24 protein-coding genes are annotated in these 24526 nt (G+C 56.3%); 13 read left to right on the top strand and 11 right to left on the bottom strand.

Features of this window, described 5'->3' with window-relative positions:
* Positions 1-120 precede the first annotated feature (120 nt).
* From ACP4QI_RS17455 to hypA, 10 genes are all read right to left on the bottom strand, one after another.
* Positions 121-1305 carry an MFS transporter gene (locus ACP4QI_RS17455; RefSeq protein ID WP_426495667.1) on the bottom strand — a complete coding sequence of 395 codons (1185 nt, stop codon included), beginning with the start codon at positions 1303-1305 and terminating at the stop codon, positions 121-123.
* A 144-nt stretch (positions 1306-1449) separates the two neighbouring features.
* Complete coding sequence (gene proX / locus ACP4QI_RS17450) at positions 1450-2445, bottom strand: glycine betaine/L-proline ABC transporter substrate-binding protein ProX (RefSeq protein WP_106994523.1); 996 nt, start codon at positions 2443-2445, stop codon at positions 1450-1452.
* Positions 2446-2454: 9 nt separating this feature from the next.
* Positions 2455-3528 carry a glycine betaine/L-proline ABC transporter permease ProW gene (gene proW, locus ACP4QI_RS17445; protein ID WP_142486876.1) on the bottom strand — a complete coding sequence of 358 codons (1074 nt, stop codon included), beginning with the start codon at positions 3526-3528 and terminating at the stop codon, positions 2455-2457.
* Positions 3521-4723, bottom strand: coding sequence for a glycine betaine/L-proline ABC transporter ATP-binding protein ProV (gene proV, locus ACP4QI_RS17440; protein ID WP_142486875.1), 1203 nt, complete (start codon positions 4721-4723; stop codon positions 3521-3523). Before proV ends, proW begins: the two co-directional genes overlap by 8 nt.
* A 340-nt stretch (positions 4724-5063) precedes the next feature.
* Positions 5064-7151, bottom strand: a complete 2088-nt coding sequence (gene flhA / locus ACP4QI_RS17435; protein WP_156264503.1) for a formate hydrogenlyase transcriptional activator FlhA — start codon at positions 7149-7151, stop codon at positions 5064-5066.
* A gap of 44 nt (positions 7152-7195) precedes the next feature.
* Positions 7196-8206, bottom strand: coding sequence for a hydrogenase expression/formation protein HypE (gene hypE / locus ACP4QI_RS17430; protein WP_426495666.1), 1011 nt, complete (start codon positions 8204-8206; stop codon positions 7196-7198).
* On the bottom strand, positions 8203-9324 hold the full coding sequence (gene hypD, locus ACP4QI_RS17425; protein ID WP_426495665.1) for a hydrogenase formation protein HypD: 1122 nt from the start codon (positions 9322-9324) through the stop codon (positions 8203-8205). The genes hypE and hypD overlap by 4 nt, the downstream gene beginning before the upstream one ends.
* Positions 9324-9602 (bottom strand): HypC/HybG/HupF family hydrogenase formation chaperone, encoded by a 279-nt coding sequence (locus tag ACP4QI_RS17420; RefSeq protein ID WP_285128443.1) that lies wholly within the window; start codon positions 9600-9602, stop codon positions 9324-9326. The genes hypD and ACP4QI_RS17420 overlap by 1 nt, the downstream gene beginning before the upstream one ends.
* Positions 9593-10465, bottom strand: a complete 873-nt coding sequence (gene hypB, locus ACP4QI_RS17415; RefSeq protein ID WP_426495664.1) for a hydrogenase nickel incorporation protein HypB — start codon at positions 10463-10465, stop codon at positions 9593-9595. The genes ACP4QI_RS17420 and hypB overlap by 10 nt, the downstream gene beginning before the upstream one ends.
* A gap of 3 nt (positions 10466-10468) precedes the next feature.
* A complete protein-coding gene (hypA, locus tag ACP4QI_RS17410; RefSeq protein ID WP_142486869.1) occupies positions 10469-10819 on the bottom strand; it encodes a hydrogenase maturation nickel metallochaperone HypA in 351 nt (116 codons plus the stop codon).
* Between the two features lie 234 nt (positions 10820-11053).
* Here hypA and ACP4QI_RS17405 point away from each other — a divergent pair, with 234 nt between their 5' ends.
* The 11 genes from ACP4QI_RS17405 (at position 11054) to ACP4QI_RS17355 (ending at position 21564) form a co-directional block, all read left to right on the top strand.
* The gene (locus tag ACP4QI_RS17405) at positions 11054-11512 is read left to right on the top strand and encodes a transcriptional regulator (RefSeq protein ID WP_142486868.1); all 459 of its coding nucleotides are present in this window, start codon (positions 11054-11056) and stop codon (positions 11510-11512) included.
* Positions 11513-11588: 76 nt separating this feature from the next.
* On the top strand, positions 11589-12194 hold the full coding sequence (locus ACP4QI_RS17400) for a 4Fe-4S dicluster domain-containing protein (protein ID WP_142486867.1): 606 nt from the start codon (positions 11589-11591) through the stop codon (positions 12192-12194).
* Entirely contained in the window at positions 12194-14023 is a 1830-nt protein-coding gene (hycC, locus tag ACP4QI_RS17395; RefSeq protein ID WP_426495663.1) for a formate hydrogenlyase subunit 3, read from the top strand. Before ACP4QI_RS17400 ends, hycC begins: the two co-directional genes overlap by 1 nt.
* A gap of 2 nt (positions 14024-14025) precedes the next feature.
* Entirely contained in the window at positions 14026-14949 is a 924-nt protein-coding gene (locus ACP4QI_RS17390) for a respiratory chain complex I subunit 1 family protein (protein ID WP_426495662.1), read from the top strand.
* Between the two features lie 15 nt (positions 14950-14964).
* The gene (gene hycE, locus ACP4QI_RS17385; protein ID WP_426495661.1) at positions 14965-16674 is read left to right on the top strand and encodes a formate hydrogenlyase subunit HycE; all 1710 of its coding nucleotides are present in this window, start codon (positions 14965-14967) and stop codon (positions 16672-16674) included.
* Between the two features lie 12 nt (positions 16675-16686).
* Entirely contained in the window at positions 16687-17232 is a 546-nt protein-coding gene (locus ACP4QI_RS17380; RefSeq protein WP_156264496.1) for a formate hydrogenlyase complex iron-sulfur subunit, read from the top strand.
* Positions 17229-17993 (top strand): NADH-quinone oxidoreductase subunit B family protein, encoded by a 765-nt coding sequence (gene nuoB / locus ACP4QI_RS17375; protein ID WP_142486862.1) that lies wholly within the window; start codon positions 17229-17231, stop codon positions 17991-17993. The genes ACP4QI_RS17380 and nuoB overlap by 4 nt, the downstream gene beginning before the upstream one ends.
* A complete protein-coding gene (locus ACP4QI_RS17370) occupies positions 17993-18403 on the top strand; it encodes a formate hydrogenlyase maturation HycH family protein (RefSeq protein ID WP_285112085.1) in 411 nt (136 codons plus the stop codon). The genes nuoB and ACP4QI_RS17370 overlap by 1 nt, the downstream gene beginning before the upstream one ends.
* Positions 18396-18851, top strand: a complete 456-nt coding sequence (gene hycI, locus ACP4QI_RS17365; protein WP_426495660.1) for a hydrogenase maturation peptidase HycI — start codon at positions 18396-18398, stop codon at positions 18849-18851. The genes ACP4QI_RS17370 and hycI overlap by 8 nt, the downstream gene beginning before the upstream one ends.
* 333 nt (positions 18852-19184) lie before the next feature.
* The gene (locus ACP4QI_RS17360; protein WP_426495659.1) at positions 19185-19565 is read left to right on the top strand and encodes a cell envelope integrity TolA C-terminal domain-containing protein; all 381 of its coding nucleotides are present in this window, start codon (positions 19185-19187) and stop codon (positions 19563-19565) included.
* A gap of 364 nt (positions 19566-19929) precedes the next feature.
* Entirely contained in the window at positions 19930-21564 is a 1635-nt protein-coding gene (locus ACP4QI_RS17355; protein WP_426495658.1) for a P-loop ATPase, Sll1717 family, read from the top strand.
* 303 nt (positions 21565-21867) lie between these two features.
* On the opposite strand, the gene ACP4QI_RS17350 is transcribed toward ACP4QI_RS17355, so the two are convergent.
* A complete protein-coding gene (locus ACP4QI_RS17350; RefSeq protein WP_426495728.1) occupies positions 21868-22323 on the bottom strand; it encodes a hypothetical protein in 456 nt (151 codons plus the stop codon).
* Positions 22324-22924: 601 nt separating this feature from the next.
* Here ACP4QI_RS17350 and ACP4QI_RS17345 point away from each other — a divergent pair.
* Both ACP4QI_RS17345 and ACP4QI_RS17340 read left to right on the top strand, forming a co-directional pair.
* The gene (locus ACP4QI_RS17345) at positions 22925-23614 is read left to right on the top strand and encodes a hypothetical protein (RefSeq protein ID WP_426495657.1); all 690 of its coding nucleotides are present in this window, start codon (positions 22925-22927) and stop codon (positions 23612-23614) included.
* Positions 23615-23823: 209 nt separating this feature from the next.
* Positions 23824-24303, top strand: a complete 480-nt coding sequence (locus ACP4QI_RS17340; protein ID WP_426495656.1) for an Hcp family type VI secretion system effector — start codon at positions 23824-23826, stop codon at positions 24301-24303.
* Positions 24304-24526 lie beyond the last annotated feature (223 nt).

The following is a 24526-nucleotide window of genomic DNA, read 5'->3' as shown; positions in this document are numbered from 1 at the left end:
CTATTCATGCGGTATTCTAATATATTACCCACATAAAAATTTCCGGAATAAATGATTACGCCACCATAACAGACTGAGGGGCTCCTTAACACCCTGAGGAGCCCCAAACTTATGTAAACCTTATTGAATTGCCTCCTGGCGATGGTAGCCGCGCCACCAGACCAGCAGGTTAACCAGCGCCATCACCGTCCCAACCGCACACACGCCTGCCCAGCCGGCATGCTGCCACGCGTAGGCCGAGATCAGTGACCCGGCGGCACCGCCGATAAAGTAGCTGGTCATGTACCCGGCCGTCAGACGGTTACGGGCGTCCGGCTTAACGCGGTAGATCACGGTCTGATTGGTGATATGCACCCCCTGCACGGTAAGGTCGAGCACCAGAATGCCGACAATCAGCGCCAGCACCGAGACATGCCCGTACCAGATCGCTGCCCAGGAGAGCAGGAGCATCACCAGCCCGACGGTGGTGGTGAGATGCGATTTACCCTTATCCGCCAGGCCACCCGCAGGTCGTGCGCCCAGCGCGCCTGCGGCACCGGCCAGGCCGAACAGGCCGATCATCCCCTCAGAATAGTTAAACGGCGGGGAGGCCAGCAGGAAGGCCATTGAGGTCCAGAGGATGCTGAAGTTAGCAAAGGTGAAACAGCCCAGCAGCGCCCGGGTACGCAGCAGTTTATCGTGCGTGAACAGGCTGAAAACGGACCCCAGCAGCTGAGGGTAGTTAAGATGGGTTTCTGACTTCACCTTCGGCAGGCCGCGCCACAGGGCGAGAGCCATCACGACCATCAGCACCGACGCCACCCAGTACACGGTGCGCCAGCCGCCGATGCCCGCCAGCAGACCCGCGACGGTGCGCGCCAGCAAAATCCCCAGCAGCAGGCCGCTCATAATGGTCCCCACCACCTTACCGCGTTTTTCCGGCGAGGCGAGGGTGGCAGCGAGCGGGACCAGAATCTGGGCCACTACCGAGAACAGGCCCGTCAGGGCGGTGCCGAGGATCATCATTGCCAGCGACTGGCTGGAGGCGGTGATCAGCATCCCTCCGGCAGCCAGCAGGGTCATGGAGACAATCATCGCCCGACGTTCAAACATATCCCCCAGCGGCACGAGGAACAGCAGACCCACGGCGTACCCCAACTGGGCGGCGGTGACGATAAAACCGGCCGAGCTGGCCGAGAGCGAAAAATTGCGGGCGATGGTTTCCAGCAGCGGCTGGGCGTAATAGTTACTGGCGACCGCCAGGCCGGTTGCCACTGACATCAGCAGAATAAGTGCGGGGCTAAGCCCTTGATTAGGTTTTGTCATCAGGTTTTTGAAATCATTAGTTGAGTGATTATTTTTTCAAGAACCATAATAACGGATGAATAAGGGAGGCGGGGAGATGTTGAGTGATGGATCGTGCGATCCAGGCCCCTCACCCCGGCCGGGATGAGGGGACACTGCGTGCTCTTACTTCTGCGCGGCCAGCGCCTCATTCACCCACGCATCAAACTGCTGCTGGTGGGCTTTGATCCAGCCGTCAACGTGACCCTGGACATCGGCTTCAGAGGATTTGCCCGCGTGCATCATCGCGTTCTGGGCGTTGATGTCCGCCAGCGGGAGCTTCATTACCGAGAACAGCTTCGCCGCCGCCGGGTTTTTCTCAGCCCAGGCTTTGTTGGCGACGATGTGCATGGTGTTCACCGGGAAGCCATAGTTCATGCCGTTCGGCAGCTTGGTGTCGATATCCTTCTGCTCGCCCGGCAGGGAGGAGAACGGCACCTGCAACCAGACCACATCTTTACCCGGCTTCAGCACGTCGCTCACCCAGTACGGCGTCCAGGTGTAATAGATAACCGGCTTGCCTTCCTTAAAGCGGGCGATGGTGTCGGCCATCATTGCGGAGTAGTTGCCGTGGCTGACGTCCACGGTTTTCGCCAGATCGAAGGCTTTGTTCTGGTGGTTAATCACCGCTTCGCAGCCCCAGCCCGGGGAGCAGCCCATCATGTCGGCTTTGCCGTCACCGTTGGTATCAAACAGTTTGGCGATCTTCGGATCCTTCAGCTGTTCGATATTGGTGATGTGGTACTGGTCGGCAGTTTTCTTGTCGATCAGATAACCCTGCGCCGCGCCCGAGACAAAGGTGCCTTCGCGGTAGAACTTCTTGTCGCCGCCCGCCGCGCTGTACATGTCGTCATGCAGCGGCTGCCAGTTTACGGCCGTAAAGGTGGCATCGCCGGAGGCAATAGAGGTATAGCCCACGTTGTAATCCACTTCGCTGGGCTTACTGACGGTATACCCCAGCTTTTCCAGCGCCCGGCTGACCAGCCCGGTCTGGAACGACTCTTCGGAGATGGTGCTCTGTACCGGTTGCACGGTAATGCCTTTGCCCGGCAGGTCGGCAGCAAATGCGCTGGTGGAGGCAAGGGTGGCAAACGCTGTGGCAAAAATTACGCTATGTCGCATCGTTGTTCCTTATTTTGCTTTTGAGAAGGGACGGGTGATTAACCCGACAGGGCCGGTGGTGTACCAGCGACGGTTGCCGCGACTGCGTGAATCACGACCGACAGCCTGGGTCAGGCGGTCAAGAATAATGGCGAGGATCACGATCCCGACGCCGCCCACGGTGGCGAGTCCCATATCGAGACGACCAATCCCGCGCAGCACCATCTGACCAAGACCCCCTACGGCGATCATCGAGGCGATCACCACCATCGACAGGGCCAGCATCAGGGTCTGGTTCACACCGGCCATAATGGTCGGCATCGCCAGCGGCAGCTGCACTTTGAACAGCATCTGGCGCGGGCTGGCGCCAAACGAGCGCGAGGCTTCGATCAGGTCGGCGGGTACCTGGTTGATCCCCAGAATGGTCAGACGCACAATCGGCGGCAGGGCGAAGATAATGGTCACAACCACGCCCGGCACGTTACCGATGCCAAACAGCATCACGATAGGCACCAGATAGACAAACGCCGGGGTGGTCTGCATCGCATCCAAAAGCGGCCGGATAATTTTGGCCGCCCGCGGACTGCGCGCCAGCCAGATCCCCATCGGCAGGCCAATCACCACGCAGAAGAGCAGGGCGGTCAGCACCAGCGCCAGGGTGATCATCGCCTGCGACCAGGCACCGATCGCGCCGATCAGGATCAGCGAGATCAGGGTCGCGATGCCCATCCCTGCGCTGCCAAACTGCCAGGCAATCAGCGAGAACAGCACGATGGCGACCGGGGCCGGCATGCCCAGCATCAGCTGCTGGAAGCCGTTAAGGATGTAATCCACCGGGACGCGGATCCCCTGAAACACCGGGCGGAAGTGCGTCACCACCCAGTCGATCCCCTCTGTCACCCAGCTGTCGAGCGGGATCAGGGTTTTATGGAACGGATCCATAATATTGAAATGTTCTGGCGCCGGCGCCGGGGCGCTGGTCAGCCAGTCGGCACTGCCGCCGTCCGCAGGAGCCGTCGCCGGAGCGGTACCCCACGCGTCGGCGGATTGTGCCGCGCTGTCGGCGGCCTCAGTGGTGCCCCACGGGTTAGATTGATCAGCCATTGTTTGCCCCCTCGCGATCTAAAGCCTGCAGCAACATGCGTTTTGAGATGATGCCGACGTACTGTTGTTCCTCTCCGACTACCGGTACCGCGCAGGGCGCCTGACCGACATGGGAGAGCAGCTCGCTGAGCGGCGTTTCGGCATCCACAGCAAGCGGAGCGTCAATTAACGCCGCATCGATTCCTGCGTTTTCGCTAAGCGCGGTTTTCAGGGAGTCGATGGAGACAACACCTACAAATTTATTACCGCGTTCAACCAGATAACCGTATTCGCGGTCTTCATCCTGAAGCAGTTTGAGCGCCGATCGCGGGCCGAAGCCTGGCGTTTTACGGATAATGCCGTTCGGCGTTCGGCGGGCAATATCTTTGGCGCTGAACACCTGGCTAATATCCACGCCGCGGAAGAAGGTACGCACATAATCATTCGCCGGATTATTGAGAATTTCATCCGGGGTTCCCACCTGCACCACTTCGCCGTTTTGCATAATGGCAATACGATCGCCAATTCGCATGGCTTCATCGAGGTCATGGGAAATAAAGACAATGGTGCGCTGATGCCGCGACTGCAGTTTTACCAGCTCATCCTGCATCTCGGTACGAATTAAGGGATCGAGCGCCGAGAAGGCTTCGTCCATTAATAATATATCGGGGTTGATCGCTAATGCGCGGGCTAATCCTACGCGCTGACGCATCCCGCCGGAAAGTTCATCCGGGTAGGCGTGAGCGTAATTTTCCAGCCCCACCTGACGCAGCGCATCCAGCGCTTTTTCCTGGCGCTCATTGGCCGCAACGCCGGCTAATTCCATACCAAAGGCGGTGTTATCTAATACCGTCATATGCGGCATCAGAGCGAACGACTGAAACACCATCGCGATCTTTTTTCTGCGCACCTCGCGGAGCTCGGCGTCCGATATTTTGGCGATATCCACGCCATCAATCAGCACCTGTCCGCGGGTGGGTTCAATCAGGCGATTGAGAAGGCGAACCATAGTGGATTTACCCGAACCGGATAACCCCATGATGACGAAAATCTCGCCTTCTTCAATGGCCAGACTGGCGTCTTTAACGCCAAGCGACAGCCCGGTTTTTTCCAGAATATGTTCTTTTGAAAGTCCTTTTTCAATATATTTGAATGCGCGCTGCGGGTGCTCGCCAAATACCTTATAAAGATTTTTAACTTCTAATTTAATTGCCATGCAATAAAGAATGTCCCGTTATTTATTTATGTCGATATCATTACCAGTGAATATAATTAACCGGCCATACCCTAACATACTCAGAATCTGAGACAACCCTGGATTGGCTTGTGGCATGATTTTTGCCGCGCGCGAATCGGCGCAATTTCCCATGAGATAAGGGCTGAGCGCGATATGAATTTTTCTTGAGAAATGTCTTATTATGGAGAAATTCGCGGAGCGAAAACAAAAATGCACAGGAATATGACAGGGGAATGACGCCGGTAAGGGCAGGGAAATAGCACCCCGAAAACATGAGAATTATATTCCACTCATGCGGATGATATTTCCCTCCTGCGTCCTACAAAATAGCGTTCTTATCGATTCCCAGGCGCTTCATGCGCGACAGGAGCGTGGTGCGCTTCAGGCCCAGGCGTTTGGCAGCGCCTTTTGGCCCGGCGATCACGCCGTTGGTCTCTTTCAGCACCCGCATAATGTGTTGATACTCCTCCTCGCCTTCGCGGATCGGACTGACGGGCGTCTCCGGCACTGCGGCGCTGACAAAGCGTGGATAATCGATATCCGGGAGCGACAGTTGCAGGACGTTGCCGCGGGTCAGGAGCACCGCCCGCTCAATCACGTTTTCCAGCTCGCGCACGTTGCCCGGCCACTCCATCTTACTGAGCTGACGCAGTGTCTCCGCCGGGATACTGTCGATATTGCGCCCCAGCCGGTGGGCAATCTTGAAGGTGAACGACTTCACCAGCAGGGGGATATCTTCCGGGCGTTCCCGCAGCGGCGGGAGGAAGATCGGAAACACGTTGAGCCGGTAGTAAAGGTCGCTGCGAAACTCACGATCGGCGACCATTTGCGTTAAGTCGCGGTTGGTGGCGGCGATCAGGCGCACGTCAGTGTGGATGGTGCGGTTGCTGCCGAGCCGTTCGAATTCCTGCTCCTGGAGCACGCGCAGCAGCTTGGGCTGGAGCTCAACAGGCATATCACCCACTTCATCGAGGAACAGCGTGCTTTTGTCCGCCAGCTCAAAGCGGCCAATATGCTGGGCGCTGGCGCCGGTAAAGGCCCCGCGCTCGTGGCCGAAGAGGTCGCTTTCCAGCAGACCGGCGGGCATTGCCGCGCAGTTCATCTTCACCATCCGGCGGTCGCTGCGTCCGCTGAGGTTATGAATGGCGCGGGCAATCAGCTCTTTACCGGTCCCGGTCTCGCCGAGGATCAGCACCGTGCTGTTGCTGTGGGCGACCATCTCCACCTGCTTCATCACCGTCATCATCGGCGAGCTGCGGCCAATGATTTCGCCAAAATCAGTAGCGACGTTGTTGATCTGCTCGGTCAGGGCGAGGTTTTCGTCGATCAGCCGCTCCTTGAGGTGGCTGATTTCGCGGTAGGAGAGGGCGTTATCTACGGCAATGGCGATGCGTTCGGCAATCTGGTTCAGCAGCTCCAGATTCGAGGCGGTAAAGACCTGGGCCTGGCACTGGGCCAGCTTCAGGGTGCCGAGGATCCGATCGCGGAAAATCAACGGGAAGAGGCACAGGGTCTGATCCTGTTCGCCCCACATATCAAACAGCATGCGTTCGTACGGGGCGTGTTGATCGCGACTGTGCAGATTAAGCATCAGCATCTTTTTGTTACGCATGACTTTTTCTGACAGCGTGCCCTTCTCGTCCACCTCGCTCTGATCGTAGAGCGGGGCGTTTTTATCCAGGTAATGGGTGGAGTAGACGAGGAGCTTGCCCTTGCGCTCGCTGCGCAACACCATGCTGATGGAATCAATGCCGAAGTTGCGCTGGATCTCGCGGGAAACCTCTGTCACCAGCTCGTCGAGATCGAGTTTGGACAGCACCGCGTTGGTGATGGCGACCAGCAGGCGGAAATCGTTACGTTCACGGCACAGCACGTCATAGCTGTCGCTGTTATTCTGCCGGGCCAGGATCTGCTCCACCGCCAGACCGGCCGCCTGGGTCAGGGTTTGCAGCCGGGAAAAATCGCTGTCGCTCCAGGGGCGATCCTCACTGCGCAGGAACTCGCAGCCGCCGAAGATCCGGCCGTCGGCCGCCAGCGGGGTCAGGCAGTAATGGGCAAAAGGCGCATAGAGATCCAGCCCGGCCAGCGCCGGCCAGGTCTCTTTAAAGGTGTCCGCCGGACAGTGCAGCACGTCCGGGCGCGACAGCATGCGGCGAAAAGGTCCGTTCGCCAGCAGCGGCTCATTTTCATAGCGGATATCCCGATCCTGCTCGTCGGTGCTGTACAGATAAACGCGACGCTGCTCTGACTGCCAGAGCAGAATATTGGCGCGATCGGCCAGGTTCATCTGCCGTGCATGCCAGGTCAGCGCCTGCGCCAGGGCGCAGAGATCGGGCTGTTGCAGCAGGCTACGGGTAATATCGAACAATCCTTGATCGATGGGATCGTTCGTGGGTGTATACGACATGCGTTATATCCAGAAAAATGAGAAGCTAATGAGTGCTGCCGGGATCAGCAAATACGCGGTAGCGGTTCGGCATGTGGCAAATTCAGGGTTCGCTTCACGCCGTACAGTCCGGTGAGCCTGACACCTTTGCGCTCGACCACCTCGCCGATGATGGCCGCGTCCTGGCCCAGAGGATGCTGGCGTACTAAGCCTAGCACGCGCTCCGCTTCATGGCGTCCGACCGCAATCACCAGTTTGCCTTCGTTGGCAAAGTTAAGCGGGTCCAGCCCCAGCAGTTCGCATGCGCCGCGCACGGCGGGCTTCACGGGGAGCGCCCCCTCCTGTAATTCAATCCCACAGCCGCTGCTGGCGGCAAACTCGTGGGCAACGGCATTTACGCCGCCGCGGGTGGCGTCGCGCAGGGCTTTGATGCCGGGCTCTGCCCGCAGCGCCTGAATGAGCGGTGTCAGGACGGCGCAGTCGCTTTGCAGGTCGCCATCCAGACCTAAGCCTTCGCGCAGGTTCAGGATAGTCGCGCCGTGATCGCCCAGCGTGCCGCTGACCAGCAGCACATCGCCTGGCGCAATCTGGCGCATCCCCCAGTTTACCCCCTCGGGAATCGAACCGATACCGGCGGTGTTAATAAACACTTTATCCGCCGCGCCGCGCGGGACCACTTTGGTATCGCCGGTGACGATGGTGATACCCGCCGCCGCCGCTGTTGCGGCCATGCTGGTAACGATGCGCTCCAGCGTCGCCATCTCCAGCCCCTCCTCGAGGATAAAGCCGCAGGAGAGCCAGCGCGGGATCGCCCCGCTTACCGCCACGTCGTTAGCCGTACCGCAGACAGCCAGCTTGCCGATATCGCCCCCCGGGAAGAACAGCGGGTCAATCACGTAGCTGTCGGTGGAAAAGGCCAGCCTGTCGCCGTGAGCGGTGAGTTCATGCAGGGGAATACGGGCCTGATCTTCCTGCTCGTTCAGCAGCGGGTTGGCGAAGGCGCGCATAAAAAGCTCGCCGATCAGCTGTTGCATGGCCTGTCCGCCGCTCCCGTGGGCGAGGGTTATCTGTTTCAACTTTCACACTCCTGAGAACGGTACTGATACCAGGCGCTACACGCCCCTTCCGATGACACCATCAGCGCGCCAAAGGCGCTTTGCGGCGTGCATTTGTTACCAAACAGCGGACACTGGGCCGGTTTACAGCGCCCGGTCAGGACCGCGCCGCAGCGTGCCTCAGGATCGTCACAGATGTCTTGCGCACGGGTGCTGAAGTGGCGCTCGGCGTCGAACTGGCGATACGCGTCGGTGAGATGCACGCCGGAGTGTTCAATCACCCCCAGCCCGCGCCATTCGCTGTCGCCTTCTATACCAAACACCTCTGCGATGGCGGCCTGGGCCACGGCGTTGCCGTTTTCAGGCACGATGCGGCGATATTGATTTTCGACCTGGCTTACGCCCGCGATCTTCTGCTCCACGATCATCAACACCCCCTGCAGCAGATCGACCGGTTCAAAACCGGCGACCGTCAGCGGGCGCTGATGTTCCGCCGCGATAAAATCGTAGGCGTGGGTGCCAATCACCATGCTGACGTGCCCCGGTGCCAGGAAAGCGTCGATGCCGTTTTCCGGCTGTTCCAGCAGGCTTTTCAGCACCGGGATTAGCGTGATGTGCTGACAGAAAAAGAAGAAGTTCTGTACGTTAGCGGCCTTCGCCTGACGCAGGGTCAGGGCGGTGGCCGGCATGGTGGTTTCGAACCCCAGGCCGAAGAACACCACTTTCCGATCCGGGTTCTGCCGGGCCAGCTTCAGCGCGTCGGCGGGGGAGTAGATGATCCGCACATCCGCGCCGCGCATCCGCGCATCCAGCAGGGAGCCGTTTTTACCCGGGACCCGCATCGCGTCGCCGAAGGTGCAGAAAATTACCTCCGGGTGGCTGGCGATCTCAATGCAGGTATCGATCCGCCCCATCGGCAGGACGCACACCGGGCAGCCGGGGCCGTGGATAAACTCAATATTCTCCGGCAGGAGCCGATCGAGGCCGAACTTAAAGATGGCATGGGTATGGCCGCCGCACACCTCCATAATCCGCAGCGGGCGGGCCGGGGTGTAGGGCAACGACGCGGCGCGGGTTTTCAGCGTCTCAATCAGACGCATCACCTTTTGCGGGTCGCGGTATTCGTCTACAAAGCGCATCAGCGGGGCTCCTCGCCAAACAGCAGCGGGCCCACGTCCGGCTCAACGTCGAACATATTCTGCAGCGCGGCGAGGGTGTCCAGCGCCTCCTCTTCATTAATCACGCTCATCGCGAAGCCGACGTGGACCAGTACCCACTGGCCGAGACGGCTGTTGCCGTCGTCGTCGTGAGCGCCGACCAGGGTCAGATCCACATCGCGCAGCACGCCGCAGACCTCGACTTTGGCCTGCATACCGTCCGCAATGGCGGTGATTTTACCTGGAACGCCTATGCACATCGCTGCGCCTCCAGCCAGTCAAGCCAGGCGTCCATCCCGTCACCCCGCGTGGCGGAGACCAGCAGGATCGCGATATCCGGGTTCACTTCCCGGGCGGCGGCGAGGCATTTCTCCACGTCAAAGTTGAGGTACGGCAGCAGATCGACCTTGTTGAGCAGCATGATGGAGGCGGCGGCGAACATGTGCGGATATTTCAGCGGCTTGTCCTCGCCCTCGGTAACGGAGAGCACCGCCACCTTATGGCGCTCCCCGAGATCGAAGCTCGCCGGGCAGACCAGGTTGCCGACGTTCTCGATAAACATAATCCCGCCCTCGTCCAGGGGCAGGCGCTGCATCGCGTCAGAGATCATCTGCGCGTCCAGGTGGCAGCCTTTGCCGGTATTAACCTGGATCGCCGGGGTGCCGGTGGCGCGGATCCGCTCGGCGTCATTCACGGTCTGCTGATCGCCTTCGATCACCGCGCAGGAGACGCGCTGCTGTAAGCGCGTTAAGGTCTCGGTCAGCAGGGTGGTTTTACCGGAGCCGGGGCTGGAAACCAGATTCAGCGCCAGCTGCTGCCGGGCACGGAACCGCTGGCGGTTACCTTCGGCAACCTGATTATTTTTGCTCAGCACGTCGATCTCAATCTCGACCATCTTGCGCTGGCTCAGGCCCGGCGCGTGAGTGCCTGCGGCCCCCTGGCCGTAATCAAGCTGGCCTGGCTGCTGTTCTGTGGGCGCAAAATCGCCGCCGCCGATCCGCGTGAGGTGAAACGTCTGGCGGGGTGCCGGAGAGAAGGGGGCGCTGCGAAAAGCGGAATGGGCATTCCGCTCGTCGCCTTCTATATAGAGGTTGCCGTGGGCGCAACCGCAGGTGGTACACATGATTTACTCCTGTTCAATTTCCAGACGCGTGATGTGCAGTCCGTCGTCAGCGACGATATTCAGACTCGCGCCGCCGCATTGCGGGCAGCGTCGCACGCGATGGGTTAGCAGCTGGACATATTCCTGGCAGTCCTGACACCAGCATTCCGCCTGCTGTTCTTCGAGATGCAGCCCGCAGCCTTCGGCCAGGGTGCCGCGGCAGACCAGCTCAAAGCAAAATTCCAGCGCGCTGCTTTCCACGCAGGAAAAAGCGCCGACGCGTAGCCAGACATCCGTCACCCGCTTCGCGTGATGCTGATGGGCCTGTTGTTCGATCAATTCCAGCGCCTGCTGGCAGAGGGTGATTTCGTGCATTGTGCTATTCCCGGTGAAGTCTTGCGGGGTAAAGCAATATTGATGCCAGCTTTTAGTGAGGAGAAAGTGCGGGGGAAGACTGAACCCTGACAAAGATGACGAAATGACATGTCATTTTTTGTGATCGGGCAGGCTTTAAAAAATAAAAATGCATAAAATCAATGCGTTAAAAAATGGCATGAAATGTGCTTAGTGAAGCGAACTCTTTACATATGACGCATCAGGTACATCACCATGACACTTTCAGAATTGAGCGAAAAAGCCAATTTTATAGCCGGGCAACAGCGCGTGCTCCGCGCCCACTGGAACCACTACGGTAATTCACTGGTTCAGGCCATTACCCTCTCTAAAGCCAGTCTGCACCTGAGTGTGGGCTGCAATAACGACACCGGGCTCGGTTTCTGGCTGTTCGACCACTTCCTTATCCGCGTGACGCCTGAACAGGCGTTCAACGGGCATATCTTCAATTACACCATCGAAGCGCGTGACAACGACGAGAGCGTGCTGATTGGTCGCGCCCGGCTGAGCGACGACGGGATGCTGGACGGCAGCATTCACATCGACCAGCGCGAAGCGGTATTCAACCATTTCCTTGGGAAAATCAACGGCGTCTATGCCGCGCTGTTTGAGGCCACCGAACGCGGCGAATCGCTGACCCTGGCGGCGCTCGCGCAGCACCACGCCGCCGCCTGAATTCGATGTCGTCAGGTGTCGAAAATGACACTTCCGCCATTTTTCGTCAAAAATGACTATCACCAGAGGAAACCAGGTGAATCGTTTTGTAATTGCCGATCCCACGCTGTGTATCGGGTGCCACACCTGTGAGGCAGCCTGCTCAGAAAACCATCGCCAGCATGGCCTGCAAAGCCAGCCGCGACTGAAAGTGATGCGCAACAGCCAGGACTCTGCGCCGCAGCTTTGCCATCACTGCGAAGATGCCCCCTGCGCCCAGGTGTGCCCGGTCAATGCCATCACCCGCATTGACGGTGCCATCCAGCTTAATGAAAGCCTGTGCGTCAGCTGCAAGCTGTGCGGTATTGCCTGCCCGTTTGGCGCCGTTGAGTTTGCCGGGAGCCGCCCGCGGGCCATTCCTGCCAACTGTAATACCAGCAAGGCGCCGATGGCCGCCCCGGCACCCGCCCGCGTCAGCCCATTCCTCGACTGGGTGCCTGGCGTGCGCGCCATCGCGGTGAAGTGCGACCTCTGCTACTTCGACCCGGACGGCCCGGCGTGCGTCCGCACCTGTCCGACCAAATCCCTGCGTCTGATTAATAACGAGGACATCGCGCGCGCCAGCCGGAACAAGCGCGAACTCACCCTGCATACGGATCTGGGCGATCTGTCGCTGTTCCAGTCGCAACAAGGAGAGCTTTGATGAACGCCTTATCGTTAATTAACCAGGCGCTGGCGTGGTATGTCATCAGCGCGGTGCTGGCCCTCATTTTTTGCGCCAACCGGCCAATCAGCGGTGCCATCGCCGGGATCGGCGGCGCCATCGCCAGCGCCATGACGGTGGGGGCAGGGGCGATCGCGCTGCTCTCCTCGCAAACCGGGCCGCTGCACGCAGAGATAACCTGGCTGCACCTCGGCATGCAGATGACCGGCATCCGCGCGGTATGGCTTATCGCCATCGGCCTGCCGGCGTTTCTTATCAGCCTGTTTACCATTGCCTGGCACCGCCACCCGCAGGCGAAAGCTAACGGCCTGCTGACCAACCTGCTGATGGCTGCCGCCGTGGCCGCCATCATGGTCGATAACCTCGGCTGGCTGGTGGTGATGGCGGAAGTGATGGCCCTGTGTGGCGCGTTTCTCACCGGCTGCGCCCAGTCCGGCAAGCTGTGGTTTGTGCTGGGTCGTCTGGGGACCCTCCTGCTGGCCATCGCCTGCTGGCAGGCGTGGAGCTTCTACGGCACCCTGAACTTCGGGGCGATGAATGCTCTGGCTACCGCCCAGGCACCGGGGGCCAGCATCTGGCTGCCGGGCCTGGCGGGCTTTGGCCTGCTGGCGGGGGTGATCCCGCTGCACGGCTGGGCCCCGCAGGCGCATGCTAATGCCAGCGCCCCGGCTGCCGCGCTGTTCTCCACGGTCGTCATGAAGGTTGGCCTGTACGGCATGCTCACCGTTGCGCTGAGCGGGGCACTACCGCCGCTGTGGCTCGGGGTGTTGCTGCTGGTGATGGGCATGCTCACCGCCTTTATCGGCGGGCTGTACGCCCTGATGGAGCACAACATCCAGCGCCTGCTGGCGTACCACACCCTGGAAAACATCGGCATTATCCTGCTCGGCCTCGGGGCGGGCGTCACCGGTATTGCGCTGCACAGCAACCTGCTGATTGCGCTGGGCTTTACCGGCGGCCTTTACCATCTGATTAGCCACGGGCTATTTAAAACCACGCTGTTCCTCGGCGCGGGCGCGGTGTGGTATCGCACCGGCCATCGCGACATCGAGAAGCTGGGCGGCATCGGCAAAAAAATGCCGCTGATCTCGCTGGCCATGCTGGTGGGGCTGATGGCGATGGCGGCCCTGCCGCCGCTGAACGGCTTTGCCGGGGAGTGGGTGATCTATCAGTCCTTCTTTAATCTCGGCACCCATGACGCCTTTGTTGCCCGCCTGCTGGGGCCGCTGCTGGCAACCGGCCTGGCGATTACCGGCGCGCTGGCGGTAATGTGTATGGCGAAAGTCTATGGCGTCACCTTCCTCGGCGCACCGCGCACCGAAGAGGCGGAAAACGCCTGCTGCGCCCCGTGGCTGATGACCGTCAGCACCGTGCTGGCGGCGCTGTTCTGCGTGGCGGGCGGCGTGGCGGCCCCGTGGTTCCTGCCGATTATCAGCGGCCTGTTCCCGGTCAGCGGCGGGGAGATGTCTACCGTCTCGCAGCCGATGATTACCCTGCTGCTGATCGCCGGTCTGCTGCTGCCGTTTATCCTGATGGTGCTGTTCAAGGGCGACCGCCTGGCGAACCGCTCCCGCGGCTTTGCCTGGGTCTGCGGCTACGATCACGAAGCCTCGATGGTCATCACCGCCCACGGCTTTGCAATGCCGGTGAAAGAGTCCTTCGCGCCAGTGCTGAAGCTGCGCAAATGGCTCAACCCGGTGCGCTTTATCCCCGGCTGGCAGTGCGACAGCACCGCCGTGTTATTCCACCGTATCGCCCTGATTGAGCTGGCGGTGCTGGTGGTTGTCGTTATCTCCCGAGGAGCCTGAGCATGACCCTCATCTTCGCTTTGATTCAGGCGCTGGTGCTGTTTGCCGCTGCGCCGCTGCTGGCGGGCATTACCCGCGTGGCGCGTGCCCGTCTGCATACCCGTCGCGGGCCGGATATCTTCCAGGAGTACCGGGATCTAATCAAACTCCTGGGCCGCCAGAGCGTGGCCCCGGCGGCGTCCGGCTGGGTGTTCCGTCTGATGCCGTTTGTGATGGTGGCGGTGATGTTCGCCATTGCTACCGCACTGCCGGTGATCACCGTTGCCTCTCCAGTGCCTGCGCTGGGGGATCTGATCACCCTGATCTACCTCTTCGCTATCGCACGCTTCTTCTTCGCCATCGCCGGGCTGGATACCGGCAGCCCGTTCACCGGGATTGGCGCCAGCCGTGAAGCGATGCTCGGCGTGCTGGTGGAGCCGATCCTGCTCCTGGGTCTGTGGGTTGCCGCGCAGGTGGCGGGCACCACCCACATCAGCGCGGTGACTGCGACCATCTACCACTGGCCGGTGGCCCACACCCTGACGCTGTTACTGGCGATGTGCGCCTGCGCCTTCGCCACCTTCATTGAGATGGGCAAGCTGCCGTTTGACCTTGCCGAGGCCGAGCAGGAGCTACAGGAAGGCCCGCTGTCGGAATACAGCGGCGCGGGCTTTGCCGTGCTCAAGTGGGGCATCAGCCTGAAACAGCTGGTGGTGATGCAGATGTTTGTCGGGGTGTTTATCCCCTGGGGACAGATGACCCACTTCTCCGCAGGCGGCCTGCTGCTGGCGCTGGTCATCGCGGTGGTCAAGCTGGTCGTGGGCGTACTGGTGATTGCCCTGTTTGAGAACAGCATGGCGCGCCTGCGCTTTAACGCCACCTCACGGATTACCTGGACCGGTTTCGGTCTGGCATTTTTAGCTTTCGTCTCCTTGCTGGCGGCGTGACTGTAGAGAATACCCATGTCTGAAGAAAAAGTAGGTCAACACTATCTCGCCGCACTGCATCAGGCCTTCCCTGGCGTAGTGCTGGATGAAGCCTGGCAGACCAAAGATCAAATCACCGTGACGGTGAAAATCAACTACCTGCCGGAAGTGGTCGAGTTCCTGTACTACCAGCAGGGCGGCTGGCTGTCGGTGCTGTTTGGCAACGACGAACGCCAGCTCTGCGGCAGCTATGCCGTCTACTACGTGCTGTCGATGGAGCAGGGCACCCGCTGCTGGCTCACCGTGCGCGTGGAGGTGGACGCCGACAAACCGGAGTTCCCGTCCGTCACCCCGCGCGTGCCCGCGGCGGTGTGGGGCGAGCGCGAAGTGCGCGACATGTACGGCCTGGTGCCGGTGGGCCTGCCGGACGAGCGCCGTCTGGTGCTGCCGGATGACTGGCCGGACGAACTCTATCCGCTGCGTAAAGACAGCATGGATTACCGTCAGCGCCCGGCCCCGACCACCGACAAAGAGACCTATGCGTTCATCAACGAACTCGGGGATAAGAAGAACAACGTGGTGCCGATTGGCCCCCTGCACGTCACCTCAGATGAGCCGGGCCACTTCCGCCTGTTCGTCGACGGCGAGAACATTATCGACGCCGACTACCGCCTGTTCTACGTCCATCGCGGGATGGAAAAGCTGGCCGAAACGCGGATGGGCTATAACGAAGTGACCTTCCTGTCGGATCGCGTCTGCGGTATCTGCGGCTTTGCCCACAGCACGGCCTACACCACCTCGGTGGAGAATGCGATGGGGATTGTGGTGCCGGAACGCGCCCAGATGATCCGCGCCATTCTGCTGGAGGTGGAACGCCTGCACTCGCACCTGCTGAACCTCGGCCTGGCCTGCCACTTCGTCGGCTTCGACTCCGGCTTTATGCAGTTCTTCCGCGTGCGTGAAACCTCCATGAAGATGGCGGAGATCCTCACCGGGGCGCGTAAAACCTACGGCCTGAACCTGATCGGCGGCATCCGTCGCGACCTGCTGAAAGACGACATGATCCAGACCCGCCTGCTGGCCCAGCAGATGCGCCGCGAGGTGCAGGACCTGGTGGATATCCTGCTGAGCACGCCGAACATCGACCAGCGTACCGTCGGCGTGGGTCGTCTCGACCCGCAGATCGCCCGCGACTTCAGCAACGTCGGCCCGATGGTCCGCGCCAGCGGTCACGCCCGCGACACCCGCGCCGACCACCCGTTTGTTGGCTACGGCCTGCTGCCGATGGAAGTTCACACCGAGCAGGGCTGCGACGTGATTTCCCGCCTGAAGGTGCGCATCAACGAGGTCTACACCGCCCTGAACATGATCGACTTCGGCCTCGACAACCTGCCGGGCGGCGAGCTGATGGTGGAAGGCTTTACCTATATCCCGAACCGCTTTGCGCTGGGCTTCAGCGAAGCGCCGCGCGGGGATGACATCCACTGGAGCATGACCGGCGACAACCAGAAGCTGTGGCGCTGGCGCTGCCGGGCGGCCACCTACGCCAACTGGCCGACGCTGCGCTATATGCTGCGCGGCAACACCGTCTCCGACGCGCCGCTGATTATCGGCAGCCTCGATCCGTGCTACTCCTGCACCGACCGCATGACGGTGGTGGACGTGCGCAAGAAGAAGAGCAAGGTGGTGCCGTACAAAGAGCTGGAACGCTACAGCATTGAACGCAAGAACTCGCCGCTGAAATAACCCGGAGCATTCATGTTTACCTTTATCAAAAAAGTCATCAAAACCGGCACGGTGACCGAGTCGTATCCCCTTCAGCCGATTGCGGTCGACAAAAATATGCGCGGCAAGCCGGAGCACGACCCTAAGCAGTGTATCGGCTGCGCGGCCTGCGTGAACGCCTGTCCGTCGAACGCTCTGACGGTAGAGACGGATGTGCAGTACGGTCAGCTTGCCTGGCAGTTCAATCTGGGGCGCTGCATCTTCTGCGGGCGCTGCGAAGAGGTCTGCCCGACCACCGCCATCAAACTCTCCCAGGAGTATGAGCTGGCGGTGTGGAGCAAGGCCGATTTCCTTCAGCAGTCACGCTTTGACGTCTGCCACTGCCGGGTGTGTCAGCGCCCGTACGCGGTGCAAAAAGAGATCGACTACGTCATCGAACTGCTGCGCCACAACGGCGACAAACGCGCGGAACATCACCGGGAGAGCTTTGAAACCTGCCCGGACTGCAAGCGCCTGCAGGGGCTGACCCCCTCGGACAAAATCCATCTGACCCGCGAGATGAAGGAAGCGACACGATGAGCGAACTCTTAGGCCCACGTAACGAACAGGGGATCCCGGTGCCGGTGACGGTGGATGAGTCCATCGCCCGCATGAAGGCCTCGCTGCTGAAAAAAATCAAGCGCTCCGCCTATGTCTACCGCGTGGACTGCGGCGGCTGCAACGGCTGCGAGATTGAGATCTTCGCTACCCTGTCGCCGATCTTCGACACCGAGCGCTTCGGCATCAAGGTGGTGCCATCCCCGCGCCACGCCGACATTCTGCTGTTTACCGGCGCAGTCACCCGCGCGATGCGCTCCCCGGCGCTGCGCGCGTGGGAATCGGCACCGGATCCGAAAATCTGTATCTCCTACGGCGCCTGCGGCAACTCCGGCGGTATCTTCCACGATCTGTACTGCGTCTGGGGCGGCACCGACAAAATCGTCCCGGTGGATGTGTACATTCCCGGCTGCCCGCCGTCGCCTGCCGCCACCCTGTACGGTTTTGCCATGGCGCTGGGGCTGCTGGAGCAGAAGATCCACGCCCGCGAGCCGGGGGCGCTGGACAACCAGCCCGCCGAGATCCTGCATCCGGAGATGGTTCAGCCCCTGCGGGTCCGCATCGATCGCGCCGCGCGCCGCCTGGCGGGCTACCGCTACGGCCGCCAGATCGCCGACGACTTTATGCGCCATCTGCTTGAAGGGGATAAAAGCGTGGCGGCCTGGCTGGCCCGGGAGAACGATCCGCGCCTGAATGAGATCGTCGGCAATCTCCTTGAGGTGGTCGGGCAGGAGCGTATCTGATGAGCGAAACCGTGGTCTTCAGCCAGCTCAGCCGCAAGTTCATTGACGAAAATGACAACACTCCCGACGACGCCCAGCAGGTGATCTACTATGGGCTGGCCATCGGCCACCATCTGGGGGTCATCGACTGCCTGGAGGCGGCGCTGACCTGTCCGTGGGAGGAGTACCTGGCGTGGATCGCCACTCTGGAAACGGGGAGCGAGGCGCGGCGCAAAATGGAGGGCGTGCCGCGCTACGGGGAGATTGTGATCGACGCTAACCATATTGTGATGCTGGCCAGCGCCTTTGACGCCGCGATGGCGCGGCAGACGGCGCAACAGCAGGAATGGAGCGAAGCGATGCTTGGCATGCTCCACGCCATTCACCAGGAAAACGCCATCTATCTGATGGTTCGGAGGCAACGTGACTGATGTTTTACTCTGCGTCGGCAACAGCATGATGGGCGACGACGGCGCCGGTCCGCTGCTGGCCGAGATGTGCCGCGAAGCGCCGCGCGGCGACTGGGTAGTGTTCGACGGCGGCAGCGCCCCGGAAAACGACGTGGTCGCGATCCGCGAGCTGCGCCCGGCGCGACTGCTGATTGTCGATGCGACGGATATGGGATTAAACCCGGGTGAAATCCGCCGTATCGACCCGGACGACATCGCCGAGATGTTTATGATGACGACGCACAATATGCCGCTGAACTACCTGGTGGATCAGCTCAAGGAGGATGTGGGGGAGGTGGTTTTCCTCGGGGTACAGCCGGATATTGTGGGGTTTTATTATCCGATGACGGAGAAGGTTAAAGAGGCGGTGGAAATTGTTTATGAAAGCCTGGCGGAGAGGGATGGGCCGCTGGGATTTGGGGAGTTATAACGCGTAATCACGAAGGTACCTCTCTGGAAATGCCCGGTGGCGGCTAGCGCCTTACCGGGCCTACGAAAAATGCGTCATTTGTTAACATCCTGGGTTTTGTAGGCCGTGCAAGGCGTCAGCCGCCGCCCGGCATAAGCGAGCACAATATTTAAACCAGGTTGCTGATTACGTGTACCTCTCTGGAATTGCCCGGTGGCGGTTTACGTCTTACCAGACCTGTACCTGTGTTTTTTATTCGTTCCGATCTTCGTGAAGGGGCAAACCGAAATTAATTTTAACGGGTATACGAGCACAGGAGTTTAAGGCGTGAGATCGCATGAAAGAGCAGGGAAGATGTTTATGCTTGCCGTCGTGGTCAGCCTGGTCGCAGGTTGCGCGCCGTTACAGCCTTCGGGATGCCACAAAACCTCGGCAACAGGGAGTTGCAGTTCGGGCCGCTGGGACGATCAGGATGAATGGGGGGCGCAGGCGCGGGGTATTAAGGCTGCAATAGAAGATAACATTGCCGAGCCACAACGCTGGAAGGGCAAAAAATGCAGGCTGCATATGGAATTTGCGCAGGATGGTACGGCGTTGAAGGTATCAACCAGTAATGGCAACAAAGAGTATTGCGAGGCGGTGAAACTGGCGGCTCAAAAAGCGAAGTTCCCGGCGTTTAACAATCCAGAGGTGTTTAGGGATTTTCAGAAGGTTGGGTTTGATATGCGGGGGTAGGTGGGGGACTATTGTTGAAGGGGCGGCTTTGTGTCATAAGTGGACGGCATTAATCCAGTTCATATCAAAGATTCAGAAGCTTTTTATGTTAAAAGAAAGCACTTCAGCTTAATGTCTGGTACAAGGGATGGCGTAGTTTGTACTGTCAAGACTAACTGTATTTACGCACTGCTCATTTGCCTTAACTACGGAACGCAATTGCAGTCTTGTTCAAAAACCATACTTTGCTGTCAATTCGTAATACATGGTATTTATAAAGTAAGACAGATAGTTACAACCATCGAGATGAATTGAAGAAGGTTTGAAGTAGATAAGTGAATGTGAGTTATTGATTTCCCTGAATTATTTTTTAGTGGTATTAAATATGGAATATAATCCGGTAAAGATAAAAAGAAATCTGAGCATAGGCGATCTTGATGCCGAAACTGATAATGAATTCTTAGATACCTGCTTTGTCGATAAAGGATATCTTGAAGATTTGTTAGATGTTAAAAACCCCTGCTCGATTATTGTTGGTAGAACTGGTGCTGGAAAAAGTGCTCTCCTCTATAAAGTTAGTACCTCTATAGATAATTATAAGAAAATCGATCCTAATGATATATCTGTAAAGTTTCTAGAGCACTCTGACATAATCCAGTTCATGGACAAATTAGGCGTTAACTTAGATTTGTTTTACAAAATGCTATGGCGGCATATTTTAATAATAGAATTAGTCCGCCTGAGATATAAAATCAAAAACGAAGAAGAAAATGATAATTTTTTTAGAGGGTTAATTGAAAGATTTAATAGGGATGAAATTAAACAAAAGGCCATCTCTTACTTTAGAGAGTGGGGTGATAAGTTCTGGTTGGATACAGATGAGCAATTGAAACAAATCACAAGAAAACTTGAAGATGAGACAAAAGCTAATTTAGGAGTTAAATATTCTGGAGTTGATGTTTCTTTAAGCGGAGCAAGTAAATTAAGTGACGAGCAAAAAACTGAAATTACTCAAAGAGCAAGCCAAGTAGTTAGTAGTCTACAAATAAAGCAATTGAATGAAATGTTAGACATGCTGGCAGAGTACTCTTTTAAAGATCCGCAAAAGCATTATTATTTATTGATAGATCAACTTGATGAAGATTGGGCTGATACTGCCACCCGCTGCAAATTTATTAGAGCTTTAATCGAGGAGGTAAAAGGTTTTCGGAAAGTAAGGCATGTGAAAATATTGGTTGCGCTTAGAAAAGATTTGATCGATATGGTATTTGATAAAACCCGGGGGGCGGGTTTTCAGGAGGAAAAATACGAATCTTACATTTTGCAAATCCATTGGGGTCATGAAGAACTAGTTGATCTTGTTGAAAAAAGAGTAAGAGAAACATTTAGGAGAGTTTACACAAAAGATCAGGTAGCTATCTCTGATATATTTCCAGAGGCTAGAAAAGTTGCTCATGGTAAAACCGCAATGGAATACATGTTAGAGCGAACATTGCTTCGACCAAGAGACATTCTTCAATTTATTAATGAAACTTTTAAAGCTGGATTCGATAAAGATAAAATAACTTGGACTTTGATTCATGAGGCTGAAAAAACTTATTCAGAAAAAAGATTAAGATCTTTAAAGGAAGAGTGGGGTGAAACTTATCCATCTTTCGAAGATACAATCGAAATCTTAAGGGGCAGAAAATCCACTTTTGACTTTAGCGATTTTAAAAATTCTCAGTTTGAAGCGGTCATCACCAAACTTTCAACCAAACAAAATGAGGATCCTTGCGTAATTACTGCAAGAAGTTATTTTGAGGTTAATGGCTCCTCTGAAGATGAAATTCTTAGTACTATATTGGCATGCCTCTACAAAGTAGGAGCTATTGGTATAAAGCTTGAAACTAATAACTCTTTCATCTGGTCTTATAGAAATAAAAGCGCAATATCGGCAGGCGAGGCTGAAAGAGCTAATCAGCTTAAAATACATAAAATGCTACATAAAACATTAGATGTAAGATCTAATAATATTTGATGTCCTTTGAGATGCCCAGGTAGGTTACTTGGTGCATCTTGATTGTTTATAACCTTCGACTCGTTAATTATCATGCGTCATTATTGGTGGGCTTTTGCCAAATATAATTACAGCAGTTAACGTCAGCTTCTTGCTCTTAACAGACACTCGTTGTCTCATACAAAACAATTAATATTGCCAGTGTATAATAAAACCGAATATTAGACCCCACTACTAACCTCATCCCTCAAACGTATTAAGGGGCCCACCACAGCCCCTTTCCAAATCTGAATTCAAAAAACCTTCACCGACTAACAGCCGCACTCAATGCACCGTAATATACGGCTCCTTTACAAACTCATTCAGCAGCCAGACCAGATCATGCAGCAGCCCCGCCAGTTCTTTCTCGACGCTGGCGGGCAGGGTGCCGCCCAGAATGGCGTGCGTCAGTGCCAGGGCGTAGTCCACCTGGGGAGCGGTTTCCTGCCAGCAGTCCGGCATACAGGAGGTGAGCTTTTCCCCCTGGATCAACTGCACGACAAGATGCGGCGGGAGTTCGGCATCACAGCGTTCACGCAGCTGGCGCAGCGCGTGCAGTAGACCTTCGCAGAGCGCAGTGCGGGATGCTCTGTCGTCCGTTTCGATCAACACGCTCACCAGCGCGGCGCAGCGATCGGCGACCTCAAAGAGATCCGCAGCAGCAGAAAGTGGCGTAGTCAGGGAAGGGGGAATAACCTGTTCTTCAGATTGCGGGTAAGGCAGGGTTGGGATAGTAGTCATCATGACATCCTCTCTGTATTAATTGATTTAACCATCCTAAGAGTTCCTACGCTCAAAGGAGGCAGCACTGACGGAGGTAGGAATGCCGCCTACAGAGGAAAACGGCCAGTCTCACGACTGCTCCGCCAGTGCCACCATGATTTTACGGGATATGCACTGTCGCGACATACAAATATCGCTCTGTAGAATACGGGTTCCTACACCCGATTGCGGATGTGCCGCAACGCAGTCACTTTACGAGCCTGTTTTCGGGATTAAAAGCCTTAACCCTGAATTACATAAGGTTACTTTAAGGTTTGCGAGGCTCCTTCCAGAAAGGCCTTACCGGGGGCGCTTCGCTTGCCTGGCATGGAATGTTAACACTGCTGCTTCTCATGAAAATGATATTTCCCGCACCTTTAGCACCCACAGCGAAAATACCAGAACTATCATCGTGACTTATGTCCATGACAGCACCTATAAATGCTATAGCTATTATGCGGATCGTTTAAAAGTTCTGTTATAAGCGTATTACTTGCAAAATGTTATTTGCTTATTTACTCATCAGATTTTAGTTCTTATACTCGCCATGATAACTTAAGCTAAATTGCCAGGGGCGGCTATGAATTATAACAATGACGTTATTAGCTATTTACAAGCAAACAATATTCTTGCGTTAAAGCTCGATCGTGCACTAACAGGCGTTAAAGAAATGGTTTCCAGGCAGATAGAAACCATAGGCGCAGGTGCTAAACGTGCACTTTATTACACCTCCTGTTTTACTGATGATTATCAGGATGTTTGTAGAAACCAAAAGAGTGAAGATATTCGTTTTGCAAATGGCGTTGTTCATGTCTTTCAGAACAACGATATTGCTTATGAAATGCTTCGTATTTATTTTGATGATATATTTCAGTACAAAACGTCAGAACAGCTAGAGTATATCAAGCGTAAGTTAATGGCGGTTAACATTCATATTGCCGCAAGTTCTCTCACCAACGCCGGATTCGCGCTAGCGGTCGCTTACTGTGTCGCTATTGGAATGAACTTACGTCTCGAAATGAGTGCCCTGGTAGGTGGTAAGGCCAGAGGGGTTGTTGCCGTTGCGGGTATGTATGGCGCCGTTCAGAAAGCGGCTGACAGTGCGCAACGTCTGAAATATCTATATCCAGCCTATTACGCAGCGTTGTACTCACGGGAGCTTGAAATGATGTATTTCCTGATAGAGCCATTATTTGAACGAGCCGGAGCATTCTCTCATTCAACATCGGATAGCGATATAGCCGATATCATCACTAAGATGATTAGATAATCATGAATATTATATATAGAATATTCAGGCGAATATTTAGGTCTTTGCTCGCCGACTACGGTCCGGGTATATTAACAATATTATTCGCATTCGTGCTGTTACATTTTTTTCCAAACGGTCCTTTATGGCCTGTTCCTGTCTTTTTTTTAGTTGTTTTGATTTTCATTAAATGGTAAGCCCATCTTTTTTTGAAATAATAAGGACGTTATATGTCTACACCCGCTCATTTATGGCTTGAGGATGAAAATGGATCTCCAGTTGTAGGTGGCTGCATTATGCCGCTACGGTTAGGTTCAATTGAGCTTAAGTCGTTTTCCCACGGCGTCACTATTCCGGTGGATCCGAACCTGGGAAAGCTTACCGGGACACGTATCCATCGTCCCATCACTATAGTAAAAGAGTTCGACCGAACCACGCCTCTTCTTTATCGTGCGGTATGTGAAGGAAGAACGATGAAGAAAGCCATAATTAAGATGTACCGAATCCTCGATTCAGGTATAGAGGCTGAGTATTTTAATATCCTTCTGGAGAATGTGAAATTTACTACGGTTGCACCTTATCTGGCTCCGAATGGAATGAGTAGCACTCATCTTGAAACGCTGGAGTTACGTTATGAGGCGATCACCTGGAAATACACGGATGGGAATATTATCTACCGTGACGCATGGAACGATCGATGTTGTGGATGAAGGGAAAGAGTAACAGGCTGCACCAGCAGCCTGTTTCCGGCGTTCTCTTGTAACAGGACCTGGTTATATCTTTCTGCTGATGTTATCGCTTCGCAAAAAATTCCACTCACGTGTGTTCATCATTCAAAGCGAATACGTCAATCCTGTCATCGTCACTTATGACGATGACAGCCACTTCACCAAATAAATTCCTTTAATTTCAAAATATTAATTTCTGGCCCAT

The sequence above is a fragment of the Leclercia sp. TB492 genome (assembly GCF_049974505.2).
In the GTDB taxonomy this organism is placed as follows: domain Bacteria; phylum Pseudomonadota; class Gammaproteobacteria; order Enterobacterales; family Enterobacteriaceae; genus Enterobacter; species Enterobacter adecarboxylatus_C.
This window is presented reverse-complemented; position numbering and strand designations above follow the sequence as displayed.